The following is a 13,680-nucleotide window of genomic DNA, read 5'->3' as shown; positions in this document are numbered from 1 at the left end:
ATAACCTTGTTTAGAGCTATCTTTTAGTTTATTACTTAATAACATTAGAGCTTTTTACCATAGCATGTTCATACTTCTTAGTAACATTAAAAAGTTTTCCGTTTCCTATATCCATAAACAAAGGCAAAGAATTCATGAGTGTATCGAATAGTTCATTTTGAGTTGTAATAACTAACCCAGGTAATTTTACTTGCCCCATATCGAACGTGAATCCCCTAGTATTTTTGTAAAGCTCAATATCAGGAACTATGAATAGAATATTTTTTTTTGTTACTAAGTAATCAACAAAAACGGATGAGTAATCGGTCCATAGAGCATCTGAAATAGAAAGCAGTTCATACAATGTTGTATCCTTATTAGTAAGCCAGTGCTCATTAATAATTTTAATATTGGAAAGCTTTTCTTCAAACACATCTAGAACGGCCATTGGGTGTGGCTTTATAATAAGCAGCTCATTTTTTTCTGATAATATTTTATTTAGTTTAAAATAATCAAAACTTTCAAAGCAAAATATATTAGAGGTATCTCCATCAACCCGTATATCCCCTTCCCCTGACTTTCTGTATGTAGGTAGCCATACATAACAGTTACTATACTTTTCTTTAATTGTTAATAGCTTAGCGTTTGTTGTTTGTTTAGTTAAGATGTCGTTTCTGGGTAATCCTGTTATTAGTACATCTTCTTTTTTCATTCCAAATGCTTTAGCATGTATTTTTTGAAAAAATTCCGATGTGCAAATAGTTTTATGGCTTTGTGGCAAATTACTTTTACCATCTAATAATCCGATATTTTTTAATGCCATACCATGCCATAAATTTACCACTAGCTGCTTTTTACTCGATACAATTCGAAAAAATGACAACAAGCCATGGGTGTAATAAATGTATCTTGCGGTGAGTAAGTGGCTGATCCCTACAAGGCTAAGCTTTTTCACAAGTTCAACTTCAACAGGTAACCATGAAGGCCTTACAACGTTGGGGGTTTTAACTAATACTATTACCCTACCGTTTAGGTGGGGTATTAAACCACGCAGCATATCTTCTAGATCAGGATAGCTACAAAAGACAGTTTTGTTTTGTGACTTTGGAATGATATAGTTAAAAAAGTAGAAAAGCTTACCTAAAAATTCTGTTAGCATCACACCGCTCTTAATAAGTTAATTGTCATTTTTTTTCAAACCTGTTTAATTTTGCCATTATCTATCCAAGCGTTATCAACTGTTTTATTACAGCGCGGCTTAGTTAGGGTAATTAATAAATATGCTGCGAGCTTAAATATAAAACACTAAGTAATTTTAAGCGTAAAATATGCTTAAAATTGTGAATTGATTATTTTAAAGAGAGGCTTTTAACTATGCTGATAACATCATGCAATGAGGACTCGATTCGATCTAATTCTTCAACATCGATTTTTGATAATGATTTTTTTATTTTTGTAGTTGATACATCTTCTGTTCTTGTTAGGTATACAACCTCGCATAGATCAGATAAATCATCAAACTTACCTTTCCAGTCGTCGCCCATGGCAAATATATCTGCGCCATACTTAACTATATCTTCGCGCTTTTGCTGCCAATCATGCTCTGGAAAAACACTTGTGACATATTTACAGCTTTCTACAATCTCGGCTCTTTCTTCGTAAGAAAAAAAAGAGCTTTTACCTTTTAATAAATTAAATTCGTCTGACGAAATGCCTACAATAAGCTGATCGCCTAACTGGCTTAGCCTTTTCAGTAGCCTCACATGTCCTACATGAAATAGATCAAATGTTCCATACGTAATTACTGTCGTCAAAGTAAACTCCCAAATTAAATTTTCCGGACAATTAAGCCCATAACTTTATTATGACACGGCCTTCTATATTGAGTGCTAGCTCCCTAATCCTAGATACTGCTTACGAAGCTAACTTACTAGAATAAAGCAGTTGAAATAGAGTCAAAGCAATTTATTTTTTTGTAAAGTAATGCAATAAGATGCACATAATTGACAGTACAAGACCTAGTAATGTAATTAAAATTACAATTAAAGCACGTTTTGGATGTGCTTTTTCGTCTGGCGCATTTGCTGGATCAATCGTTTTTACTACGTATTCTTGTGCAACTTCAGCAAGCATTATTGTTTTAGTTTGCTCTTCTATTAGCTGGTAAAATACCGTTTTCATATCTGCTAATTGTGTTTCTTGTAGTTTTTTTGCTAGGTATTCAATGCTATTTTTTGCTTCAAGCTTATCTTGGTCACGCATTGTTTCGTTAATATCACTTACTAGCCAAAGTAACCACTGTTTAGCAATTTCAGGAGAATGATGCTCAATAGCAAGGGTAATCATGCCGGTTTCTTTGTCTGTATTAACCGATAAAACTTTTTTAAAAGCTTTATATGCTTCCCAAGTTGATGGCTCTGCTGTTTTTGGCGCCTTAACTTCTCTGATCCAAGTTTTAGTCTCAGCATTATATAATTCATCATCTAGGAGCAGTTCATTATTCACCGCATTCCAGTTTTTAGCTGCGATTAAAGGAACCAACAGCTGATGTTCGTCAATAAAGCTTTCGATAAAGCGACGTGATTGTAATACCTCAAGTGCTAAACCCGTTTTATCTGTGCCACCTGCACCTAAACTAATACCGGCAAGACTCGCTAAGCCACCAAACTGCCCTGCCATTTTTGCTAATCCACCTGCACCACTTTGATCGCTCACTGGCGCAAGTAAAGTGGTTGCTCTATAGATATTGGGCTGTTTAATAGCATAAACCACAGATGCAATAGCAAATAAAGCCGTGATAATAATGACAATCCATTTACCCTGCCAAATAATTGAAAAAAGTTCACGTAAATCAATATCTTTATCAACAACACCATGGTTTTGAGCATATGTATTGCTTGTTTTCGTGCCTGTTAAATTATTATCCATATAAATCTCGGTTAATGTAAGCTGTCATAAATTGTGTATAACCAGAATGTAAGCTCAAGTTATTATATTTTTAAAAACTACTTAAGAAATAGCAATGCTATATTCCGCGTCAGTAAGCTTAATGCCTAAAGTATAATTAGAATCAGTTTACAAATTTCCAATTGAAGACTGAGCTAAAGCTGATTATTAGCCATCCATCTTGTTCGTTGCAGAATTCCACTCGCATCAGCTAGAAAGTAAAATAATTTATTTTCAAGCCATTCGGACACGCTTCCGCCCCTAGGTTACAGTTCCTACATACTGATTTAATTGCAAAATTTTGTTTTTACTATTTTGTACACACTAACTAAAACCAAAGGGTTGCTTTGGCTTTAGTTACTAATTTATTACTTTAATTAAATACTAGTGATTGCGGCTACTGCTACGCCTAATTGGTAAAGTATTTGCGTTGCGGTGCTCCACAGCGTTAGCTTATCCATATGGCCGGCATCCATGGGTATGACAATGGTGTCGCCTGGCTCTAGCTGTTCTGAGTTATTAGCAGCAAACCAACCACCTGTGTTGGGTATTTTTACCGAACCATTAGCTTTAATTATATAAATACGGTCGTCGTCTGCGCGTTCTTTTAAGCCACCGCTAAGCTTAATATAGTCATCCACACTTATTCCTGCTTGGTATAAATGCGTGGTTGAGTAGTTAACCTCACCCACTACGCTGATAGAGTCGCGCTTGCTCGGTACATATAGTGTATCGCCATCTTGTAGTACTAGGGTTTGCTTATTATTTGCAATTAAAGGAAGGTCGATAACTAAACGCCCGACTGCTTCTACATCGGCTAGATCGTTGAGTAGTTTGTTCATTTCGTCGTACGAAAGCGCACTACTGCTTACAGAGTCCTGAAAGCTTTTTGATGCTACATCACGGCGTAGTTCTGTGGCTAAACGCGCTAATTGCTGTTGCTCTTGCTGCTTAACCGACTGGCGAATAAATACCGCAGCTTTTTGCTCTGCAAAATCTGAAAATCCACCCGCACGCTCTAGTAAATTAGTTAATGTTTCGCCGCGGCGAATTGTGTAAGTTCCTGGGAATAATAGCTCGCCCTTTAAAGTTACTTTTACGTTTTCTTGCCAGTTTGGAATTGCAAAAATATTGATACTGTCTTTACTGCGCAGTGTGATGTTACTTTGAGGGTTTCCTTTAATGGCACTTGCTAAATCGAATCTAACATGCTCAATTTGAGATCCATCGTTAATTGCTATGCGTGTTATTTCTGCTTGTTTTGTATAAGCCGACTCAAGTAAACCGCCTGCAGCGGTAACTAAATCAACAACACTTCCATTAACCATTAATGGGTAAATACCTGGGTACGTTACACTGCCATTAATTTCAACTAGCTGCATTTCTTTATTAAGTGATGCTTGTTGTTTTAATTTAGCTATTATCGGCGATAACAATTTATTGCGGCTAAAGAAGGTAAACTCCTCTGATACTAAGCTTTTATTATCCGCTGTTTTTTTAGATACCTGTGAAATAGTTAAAGTTTGATCGCTATTTTGCAATGCAGTATTAATACTTAGTTCGGCACCAACGTATTTTTCAAACTCTTTTTGTTGGTATTTATGCCACAGCTCTGTTTTGAGTTGCTGTTCTTGCTGTTTTTGGCTTAGTGCCATATTTTTAAGCGCTAACTGCTCAGCTTGTTTTTCTTCAAATCGGCTAAATATAATTATTTTATCGTTAGCGCTCAGAGCTAAGTCGTTTTCGCTATTTTTAATAATGGCGAGAGCTACATCAAACTGATGTACTTGTATATCGCCATTAATGTTTACTTCTCGTACTACTAAACCATAGCTTAAATCAGCTTGCGGAAGTAGGTCGCCACGTACCGACTTTAGTACATCGGAAATACGTTTACCTTGATGCCATTGATAGCTACCGGGGCGTACTACGGCACCAATTAAATTAACTGAGTTTTTATATTGCGAGCTTATGGTATTAAACCTAATGCGATCGCCATCTTGCGGAATATAATTTATATTTTCAGCTGAAAAGTCTACAGTTAGCACTTCTTTACGGTTGTTTTTAAAACGTTCTACCACTGCATTTTTAGTATAGGCACCTGGTTTTAAGCCACCAGCCATAGCTAACAACTCTTTCGCAGTTTCTCCTTTTTTAAGTTCGAAAATAGCCGGGCGTTTAACTAAGCCTTCTACCGTTACTTGAGCACCAACTGAAGGTACAAATACTGCATCACCAGGCTTTAAAGTTATGTCGTTACTGCTATCGCCATGAATAAGTAGATCGTATAAATCAAAATTAGCAACTACCTTACCCGCACGCTTTACCTGAATATTACGTAATGAGGCAATATCCGATACACCACCACTTACAAATAATGCATGCGATACAGTAGTTAACGACGATACATTATAACTACCAGGCTTGTATGCTTCGCCAAGTACTAAAATACGCATACTGCGTAACTGACCAAGCGACACAAATACTTTAACGCCAATAATTTCTTGCTCTACTTTAACTTTAATTAACTCTTTAACTTCAGAAAAAGTTAAGCCTGCAACTTGTACTGGGCTTAAGTTAGGGATGCTAATGCGTCCTTCGCGATCGACTATTACTTCAAAGCTATCGCTTTCTTTACCATAAAAGTTAATTAGTAGCTGATCGCCACGCCCTATTAAGTAGGTGTCGGGCACTGCTGCGGTTTCGCTAGGCATAAATGTAGTCGGTTCACCGGCAAAAAGTTCGTAACCAAATGGTTTTACTTCGTCTGTTTTTGGTTTGAATTGGTTTTTGTTAATTTCTGCTTGGTTTTGCTGCTGTGTAGAATCGCGCTCACCAATTGTTGGTTCTTCAACACTAGGTTGATTACTTGATTGGCTTGACCCAGTTATTACCGATAGATCAACACCATACTGTTTTGCCAATGCCTGCTGTTGAGACTTTGGTAATTTTTTAAATTGCTCTAGCTGCGAGGCACTCGGAGTAAGTGCTAATGCGCTAAAGCTGCATATTAGTACTAAGGCACTAAATAAATGTTTAAGAACGTTCACGAGTAGGTATTTCCCTAGGTCTACAACCCAAAATGGTGGGTATTGTACATTACTATTAAACTAATAAAAAAGGGGCTTTTGCCCCCTTAGTCATTTAAATGTCATTAACTTGGTATTATTGGTTAAAAACTGTAAACCAATGTTAGTGAGGTCTCTGTATCGGTACTTTCTTTGTCATCGGCAACGTCTGAGTTGTTGATGATATTGTATGCAACCTTCATTTGTAATGAGCCATTTATTTTAGCAAGTAGTGCGGTTTCTGAGCGCGTTTTAGTGTTAGTGTCGCCGTATTCTACTGCTACTAATTGTGTAAAACGTGCGTTATCAGAAATTTGCCAGTTGTAATCAAGCTTACCTAAGGCAATAATTTCGCCTTCGAACTCACCCGCAAGTGAATTACCGTTGTCGTCAACTTCGCTGCTTTCGTCAGGGTATTTAAAACGTTTATAACCTGGGCCTACTTCAGCATTTAACCACATACTGTCTTCGTTAATTAAACGCCTACCATAACCAGCAGAAACTACCGACTCACTTCTGTAGGCACCAAAATAGTCTGAAACGTGTGAACCATAAATGAATAGGTGCGAGTGTTTTTCATTTAATTTGTAATTGCCTTGTGCAGAAATAGCGTATTTTTCGTTAGTACGCTGTTTGTCTTTTGTACCATCGTCGTTTTCTACTTCGTCTTCTTTATAAATACCGTCGATTTTGTACTCATTATTCCAACGTTCTAGATGATGCAATACCTTAATACCGCCTTTAAGTGTGGTGGTTTCGGTGTTACCGCTGGTAATAATAGCGCCTAGCTCACTGGTAACTTCCCAGGTTTTTTGCTCAACTTGCTCAGCGTCGTCTGCAAATGCGTTAGTTGCTGCTGTTGCTGCAACCAAAATTGATAAAAGCTTTAGTTTCATTAAAAATAACCTTTGTGTAGCTGTAAGTAAATTAATCTTGTTTGCGTAAATGTACATCCATTTGAGGTGCTGGAATATTGATCCCTTGCTCATCAAATATAATTTTAATTTCTTCGAGTAAACTCCAGTACGTAGGCCAATAATCGGCTGACTCAACCCATGGGCGCACTATAAAGTTTACGCTTGATTCAGCCAGTTCAGATACTGATACGTTATAAGCTGGATCTTTTAAAATGCGTGGCTCGTTATCAAGTATTGATTTAAGCACTTCTTTCGCTTTGCGTAAGTCGGCGTCGTAATCTACACGAATTACCAAATCAATACGGCGTGTTGACTCGCGTGAGTAGTTAACGATTGCATCAGACATGATTTTTGAATTTGGCATTATGATAACTTTGTTATCTGGGGTGCGCAGCTCCGTTGAAAATATTTCTATTTTTTTAATGGTGCCGGCTTTATTACCTGCCTCTACGTAGTCACCCGATTTAAAGGGGCGCAGTAAAATAATTAGCACGCCCGATGCAAAGTTAGAAAGCGAGCCTTGCAGTGCTAAACCTACGGCTAAACCTGCAGCACCTAAAATAGCGATAAATGAAGTTGTTTCGATACCTATTTGCGACAGCGCCATTAAAACAGTCGCCATAAATACTATGGCAAATACAATGCTAGAAACAAATGAGCCTACTGCTTTGTCTACTTTCTTTTTGTCGAATGCTTTTTCGGTTAAGTTTGCACAAAACTTTGCAATTCGCCCACCTAATAAAAAGATCACCAGCGCTATTACTGCTTGAATACCATAATGTAAAATTAGGCCGGAGTTTTCGTTAAGCCAATTGAGTACCGATTCCATTTTTATCCCTAGAGGTAGTTCATCTGATTTTATCGGCAAATTATATATCATTTACATTTTAGATTCATTAGATAATGGGTTTGTATAAATGAGTTTTAACCCAGTTACTTATTAAAGCAATCGTTAAGCTGACTGCTTTTCGTGCAAAATACACACTAAACACACTGTTTTACTCTTTTTTTAATTTTTTTCACTTTTTTGCTTCACAACTTTTAATACTTTATGTATTATGCGCCCACACCAACCAAGGTGTGTTGTGGCGGTTGTAGCTCAGTTGGTAGAGCCCCGGATTGTGATTCCGGTTGTCGCGGGTTCAAGCCCCGTCAATCGCCCCAATTTTTCTTTCCACAAGAAAACTTTAAATTCCTTACGTTGCTTCTCAAATTTTTACGCTTTTAAAAACCCATATTAAACAAACAAAAATACAGAACTTGTAGTAGGAAATTTACCTTGCGCTTTTTTGATTTTTAACAAGCGCGGCATAAAGCCCCGCCTACAACAAACACACCCCGTAAGCGGGAGTTTACCTCGCGCAAATTTTAACAAGCGCGGCATAAAGCCTCGCCTACAATAAACACACCCCGTAAGCGGGAGTTTACCTCGCGCAAATTTTAGCAAGCGCGGCATAAAGCCACGCCTACAACAAACACACCCCGTAAGCGGGAGTTTACCTCGCGCAAATTTTAGCAAGCGCGGCATAAAGCCCCGCCTACAACAAACACACCCCGTAAGCGGGAGTTTACCTCGCGAAAATTTTAGCAAGCGCGGCATAAAGCCCCGCCTACGGGTAATTTAAACACCGAGCTTGGCTTAATCTCTGCCTAAAACCTAATGCCTGAAACCTGCTCTTACCCGCCCTTTAATCTACTTTGAAAGATAGCCCTAATGATGCAAGCATTTTTGAGCGTTTATCAATAGAGTCTGATTCAACTTCTACTAATTGTGCTTGAGTTAGGTTTTCGCTTGAGGTTTCACTAATATTGTAAATGTTACGGCTAATCTCTTGCGATACCATGCTTTGTTCTTCGGCAGCTGTAGATATTTGGCCCGTGAGATCTGAAATATCGCTAATAGAAAGATGAACCTGAGAAACTACCTCTTGTGTTTGGCGTGTTTCTTTAACACAGTCTTCGGCAGCGTTTTTTCCAACTTCCATCGTTTTAGACCAGCTTAATAACGTTGACTGCATTTCTGCTATAGATGTTTGTATTTGCTCAGTGGCAGAGTGGGTTCTACTTGATAGTGCGCGAACTTCATCTGCAACTACAGAAAAACCTCTACCATGCTCTCCAGCACGCGCTGCCTCTATGGCTGCGTTTAACGCAAGTAAATTAGTTTGATCTGCAATACCTTGAATTTCTTGCATGATATCGCCAATTTTACCTGCCTCTTTGGCTAATTCTGTTGCTGAATTAGCTGAGTTATCTACCTCATTTGCGAGTAAAGAAACTTTATCCATAGTTTGCGACATAGCCTGTGTAGCTGCTTCACAATTTGAATGCGCTTGATTTACTTTTTGGGTAGTTATAACAGTACTTTTGGCAACTTCATCAATTGAGTTAACCATTTGCTCAACCGCTGACGAAACCTGATGTAGCTCTGCAGCTTCTTTTTCAACTCCCAATTTAGATTTTTGAGCAACGGCTTTGAGCGAATTGGCACCTTTTTCTAAACTCAATGTTCCATCGATGATCCGCCCTACTATTGTAGTGACTTTGCCTTCGAGTAATTTAATTTGAAAATCTGCAAAACTAAATATATTACTGCCCGAAAACACATGACGAGAAATACTGTCTGACTCGGTTTTTCTTTTTTTAAGGTATCGCTGTGATAAAACGAGCTGATCATAATAAATAACAAATGGCAAAGGAATAAACAGCAAAATAAACCACAGTGAATAACTAGCTAACCAAGCAAAAAGTGCACTAAAGCATAAATATAGAGGGAGTTTGAGTGCCGATAGCTTATGAGTAAATGTATTTATAGACTTGCCACTATTAATACGCTTATACAGATTTTCTGCGCTGTTTAAGTACTCAGGTAATAGTCGGCGCCTAACAGATTGATAGCCTATTTTTTTTCCATTTTCATAAATTGGCGTTACAAATGCGTCAACCCAGTAGTATTGACCATTTTTACATCTGTTTTTAATTGCACCTCGCCAAGCAATATCATTTTTTAAATTAGACCATAAATCGGCAAACGCAGCTTTGGGCATATCTGGGTGGCGCACCATACTATGGTTATTACCTACTAGCTCGTCTAATGTATACCCAGCAACTTTACAAAAATTATCATTTGCGTAAGTTATGACTCCTTGTAAATCTGTAGTAGAGAGTAGTTCTTCATCAATACCAAAAGTAACTTCCTGGTCGACTATAGCTTGTTTTTGCTGACTCATTTGAATGATATTCCCTTAGGGTGATATATCGCTGAAGGATAATTTATAAATGTAAAAGGCGCAATTGTAATGCTTTTTTATTTGTTTTATTTTTTAAATAGTAAAAAAGTTGATTGTATTGAGTGTATTTTTAGTTACAAATAACTATTGTTAAAAGAGTAGTTTGTTTTTTGAGTAACGTGAGGGAAGCAGGAAATAAATTATAAAAATATTAAAAGCTATAGATATAAGGTTCTAGCTTTTAAGCTATAGATAAGTGATATAGACCGACTTGTAGACGGGAGTTTACCTCGATCTGTTTTTTAATTTTAACAAGCGCGGCATAAAGCCCCGCCTACGAGCAACTTAAACACCGATTTTGGTTTAATCTCTGCCTGAAACCAGCCCTTTTACTCTGGCCTGCCTTTATTGCGTTTACCTAATAAGTACGCGTCGCGGAATTTTATAAAGTGCTGTTCTAATTTAGAGGCTGCATCCTTCTCTCCCGCTAACGCTAACACCATAATGGCCACTTCTGCGGTGCCAAGTTGATGCGCATGGGGAGCAACGCGAAGGCGGTAGTCTGAGAGTTTGTCGGCAGTGATCGACAATACCGGAAGGTTATCTAAATACGGACTTTTGCGGATCATTTTTTTAGCTTCGCGCCAGGTGCCGTCTAAAAATATAAATAGCGGTTTTTTACCGGCTGTTATATTTACTTCAGTTACCGCTCTGCCCGGCTCTACATCTTCAGCAGGAAATACAACCATAGGTTGATATTGAGGATCGTTTATTAATGCTAAAAGTTTGGCATCGGGATCAGTTCTGTCCCATCTAAATGCATAGTTTTCAGGTACTATTTCGGCAATTAAACGCCCAGTATTTGAAGGTTTAAAGCTTTCATTATGATACATAAGTAAACACACAGCGGCGTCGCAATCGGCTTGTACAACCCCTTCACAAATACAGTAAAGCTCTGCAAGTAGGCATTGCTGGCAACGTGTCATTTTAGCGCCTCGAGCGTTAAACTCACGGCGCGATTCGCTTATTTGTTGGGCACGTAATGCTAAAACGGCATTTTTCACTGGGGGTTTACCTTAAATAAATTAGGCGCGCATTGTAGCTAAATTTGATGAAAATAGATATGTAAGGGCTTTTAGATGGATATTTTACTGGTAGGCGATAAGCTGGCTGGCGCGATTTTTTTAAAAAATATAATACCTTAAACATTCGCACTACGTGCGCGCGGTGGCAAGCCACTCGCCTACTGAGGAATCCAAAGAATGAATATTTATTGATTTTGAGGGGTTAATCTAAATAGGTGCAATCCCAAAATGGATAATCCCCTACTTTTTGGACTAACTTGGCTCGTAGAGGGTTCGCAACTATATACCTAGCCTGATTAATTAAATCATCGTCGTATCTAAGCTTATGATCATAATAATTAGGCTGCCAAATTTTTTGATTTGAAGCCAGCGTGCGATTTAATTTAACTGTTGTAATACTCTTAAATTGACCAACAACTTTAGAAATATGAACATTACTTTGCAGTTGAAACAACCAATGAAGATGGTCAGGCATTAAGGAATAGCAAATAGTCTGTAAACTTTTATTTTGAGTAAAAAAACTTATCTCTCTTGCCACTAAGCACGCACTGTTAAAGTCTTTAAAAGTTGATTTTTTATTATGGCAACAAATAGTAATTGCGTAATAGTGCTTACTCGCTGAATAGCGTCCTTTAACTCTTTTATTTGTATCAAACATTTTATGACCTCTATTTATTACAATAAATATAGTAGTAAAAAGAGATTAAAATAGTATTTACTGGTTAATTAAACGCTGATGTTGATATTTTCAAAGGAAATATAATTACTTAAAACATTCGCACTGCGTGCGCGCGGTGGCAAGCCACTCGCCTACAGGTAATCCAAGTGCCGCGCTTGGCTGATCTCAGCCTGACACCTGAAACCTTTTTTATCTTTTACTGTTCGCTGCCCTTTAGCCAAAAAAAACCCAAGCTGGGCTTGGGTTTTTAAACAATTAACTAAAAGAAATTATTTTTTCTTTTTAACTGCTTTTTTATTTGGTAAGTCAGTGATTGAACCTTCGTAGATTTCAGCTGCTAGGCCAATTGATTCGTTCAATGTTGGGTGAGCATGAATGGTAAGTGCTAAGTCTTCGCCATCTGCGCCCATTTCTACTGCTAGGCCAATTTCGCCCAGCATTTCGCCTGCGTTAATACCAACCATAGCGCCACCGATTACACGGCCACTTTCTTTATCAAAAATAAGCTTAGTAGAACCTTCAGTACGTGCAGATGCAATTGCACGACCTGATGCAGCCCACGGGAATACCGCAGTTTCAATGCTAAGGCCTTGCTCTTTTGCTTCTTTTTCAGTTACACCTACCCACGCCATTTCTGGATCTGTGTAGGCAATTGAAGGAATACATTTAGGATCAAAGTAATGTTTTTGACCAGAAATAACTTCAGCTGCAACGTGTGCTTCGTGAACCGCTTTATGCGCAAGCATAGGTTGGCCAACAATGTCGCCCACTGCAAAAATGTGCTCAACGTTTGTTTTAAGCTGCTTATCAACATTAATAAAGCCGCGCTCATCAACGTTAACGCCTGCTTTATCTGCATCAAGTAACTTACCGTTTGGTGTACGGCCAACAGCTACAAGTACTTTGTCGTAACGTACTGGTTCTGCTGGTGCGTTTTTACCTTCAAACGTTACATACAGGCCATCGTCTTTTGCGTCAATGCCCGTTACTTTAGTAGAAAGCATTACATTAAATTTGTCGCTTACGTACTTTTGGTAAATTTTAACAATGTCTTTATCAGCAGCTGGTACTAGTTGATCAGCAAATTCAACTACGTCGATTGCTGAACCTAGTGCACGGTATACTGTGCCCATTTCCAGACCAATAATACCACCACCAAGTACAAGTAGCTTTTCAGGGATATCTTTAAGCTCTAGTGCGCCAGTTGAGTCAATTACGCGATCATCTTCTGGGATGAAAGGTAAGCTAACAGGTTTAGAACCTGCAGCAATAATTGCGTTATCGAAGGTAATTGTTGTTGTACCGTCGGTGCCTTCAACAGCAATGGTGTTGCTGCCAGTAAATTTACCGTAACCGTATACAACTTTAACTTTACGCATTTTCGACATGCTAGTTAAGCCACCAGTTAGTTGGCCAATAACAGAGTCTTTCCATGAACGGATTTTGTCTAAGTCAATTTGTGGTGCGCCAAAAGTAACGCCATGATCGGCCATTGCCGCTGCGTCATCAATTACTTTAGCTACGTGTAAAAGCGCTTTTGAAGGGATACAACCCACATTTAGACATACACCGCCTAGTGTATCGCGAGACTCAACTAGTGTAACTTCTAAGCCCAAGTCAGCAGCACGGAAAGCCGCAGAGTAACCACCAGGACCACCGCCTAGTACAACAACTTGAGTTTTTAATTCGTTGCTCATGCTATTACCTTAATTATTTGAACGGGACACAGCCCCAAGGTTTAACTGCCATGCTTCTGCGAGGCAGAAATTCTGTGCA

10 protein-coding genes and 1 tRNA gene are annotated in these 13,680 nt (G+C 38.4%); 1 reads left to right on the top strand and 10 read right to left on the bottom strand.

The genetic code is table 11. The features are described from left to right. Positions 1-31 precede the first annotated feature (31 nt). The 6 genes from AAEZ22_RS08775 to AAEZ22_RS08750 form a co-directional block, all read right to left on the bottom strand. Complete coding sequence (locus AAEZ22_RS08775; protein WP_352296904.1) at positions 32-1,138, bottom strand: CDP-glycerol glycerophosphotransferase family protein; 1,107 nt, start codon at positions 1,136-1,138, stop codon at positions 32-34. Positions 1,139-1,328: 190 nt separating this feature from the next. After that, positions 1,329-1,793: a glycerol-3-phosphate cytidylyltransferase gene (tagD, locus tag AAEZ22_RS08770; RefSeq protein ID WP_352296901.1), complete on the bottom strand. Its 465-nt coding sequence runs from the start codon at positions 1,791-1,793 to the stop codon at positions 1,329-1,331. A gap of 151 nt (positions 1,794-1,944) precedes the next feature. Continuing rightward, complete coding sequence (locus AAEZ22_RS08765; RefSeq protein WP_352296898.1) at positions 1,945-2,907, bottom strand: Wzz/FepE/Etk N-terminal domain-containing protein; 963 nt, start codon at positions 2,905-2,907, stop codon at positions 1,945-1,947. A 395-nt stretch (positions 2,908-3,302) separates the two neighbouring features. Then, positions 3,303-5,975, bottom strand: a complete 2,673-nt coding sequence (locus AAEZ22_RS08760; RefSeq protein WP_352296895.1) for an SLBB domain-containing protein — start codon at positions 5,973-5,975, stop codon at positions 3,303-3,305. 122 nt (positions 5,976-6,097) lie between these two features. Further along, entirely contained in the window at positions 6,098-6,889 is a 792-nt protein-coding gene (locus AAEZ22_RS08755) for a DUF481 domain-containing protein (protein WP_352296893.1), read from the bottom strand. 31 nt (positions 6,890-6,920) lie between these two features. Beyond that, positions 6,921-7,739, bottom strand: a complete 819-nt coding sequence (locus AAEZ22_RS08750; protein WP_192532461.1) for a mechanosensitive ion channel family protein — start codon at positions 7,737-7,739, stop codon at positions 6,921-6,923. 259 nt (positions 7,740-7,998) lie between these two features. On the opposite strand from AAEZ22_RS08750, the gene AAEZ22_RS08745 reads away from it, so the two are divergent. Next, a tRNA-His gene (locus tag AAEZ22_RS08745) sits at positions 7,999-8,074 on the top strand. A gap of 524 nt (positions 8,075-8,598) precedes the next feature. Here AAEZ22_RS08745 and AAEZ22_RS08740 read toward each other — a convergent pair. From AAEZ22_RS08740 to lpdA, 4 genes are all read right to left on the bottom strand, one after another. Beyond that, the gene (locus tag AAEZ22_RS08740; protein WP_192532462.1) at positions 8,599-10,140 is read right to left on the bottom strand and encodes a methyl-accepting chemotaxis protein; all 1,542 of its coding nucleotides are present in this window, start codon (positions 10,138-10,140) and stop codon (positions 8,599-8,601) included. 389 nt (positions 10,141-10,529) lie between these two features. Further along, positions 10,530-11,204, bottom strand: coding sequence for a tRNA-uridine aminocarboxypropyltransferase (locus AAEZ22_RS08735; RefSeq protein WP_192532463.1), 675 nt, complete (start codon positions 11,202-11,204; stop codon positions 10,530-10,532). Positions 11,205-11,427: 223 nt separating this feature from the next. After that, on the bottom strand, positions 11,428-11,883 hold the full coding sequence (locus tag AAEZ22_RS08730; protein ID WP_352296889.1) for an REP-associated tyrosine transposase: 456 nt from the start codon (positions 11,881-11,883) through the stop codon (positions 11,428-11,430). A 290-nt stretch (positions 11,884-12,173) separates the two neighbouring features. Next, the gene (gene lpdA / locus AAEZ22_RS08725) at positions 12,174-13,601 is read right to left on the bottom strand and encodes a dihydrolipoyl dehydrogenase (RefSeq protein WP_179807198.1); all 1,428 of its coding nucleotides are present in this window, start codon (positions 13,599-13,601) and stop codon (positions 12,174-12,176) included. Positions 13,602-13,680: the final 79 nt, after the last annotated feature.

It is taken from the genome of Pseudoalteromonas sp. 20-MNA-CIBAN-0454 (assembly GCF_040308685.1).
Lineage (GTDB): Bacteria > Pseudomonadota > Gammaproteobacteria > Enterobacterales > Alteromonadaceae > Pseudoalteromonas > Pseudoalteromonas nigrifaciens.
This window is presented reverse-complemented; position numbering and strand designations above follow the sequence as displayed.

Excerpts from the sequence above, each read along its gene's own strand:
- AAEZ22_RS08775 (WP_352296904.1), bottom strand. The coding sequence starts at position 1,138 with ATGCTAACAGAATTTTTAGGTAAGCTTTTCTACTTTTTTAACTATATC.
- AAEZ22_RS08765 (WP_352296898.1), bottom strand. The coding sequence starts at position 2,907 with ATGGATAATAATTTAACAGGCACGAAAACAAGCAATACATATGCTCAA.
- AAEZ22_RS08755 (WP_352296893.1), bottom strand. The coding sequence starts at position 6,889 with ATGAAACTAAAGCTTTTATCAATTTTGGTTGCAGCAACAGCAGCAACT.
- AAEZ22_RS08750 (WP_192532461.1), bottom strand. The coding sequence starts at position 7,739 with ATGGAATCGGTACTCAATTGGCTTAACGAAAACTCCGGCCTAATTTTA.
- AAEZ22_RS08740 (WP_192532462.1), bottom strand. The coding sequence starts at position 10,140 with ATGAGTCAGCAAAAACAAGCTATAGTCGACCAGGAAGTTACTTTTGGT.
- AAEZ22_RS08730 (WP_352296889.1), bottom strand. The coding sequence starts at position 11,883 with ATGTTTGATACAAATAAAAGAGTTAAAGGACGCTATTCAGCGAGTAAG.
- lpdA (WP_179807198.1), bottom strand. The coding sequence starts at position 13,601 with ATGAGCAACGAATTAAAAACTCAAGTTGTTGTACTAGGCGGTGGTCCT.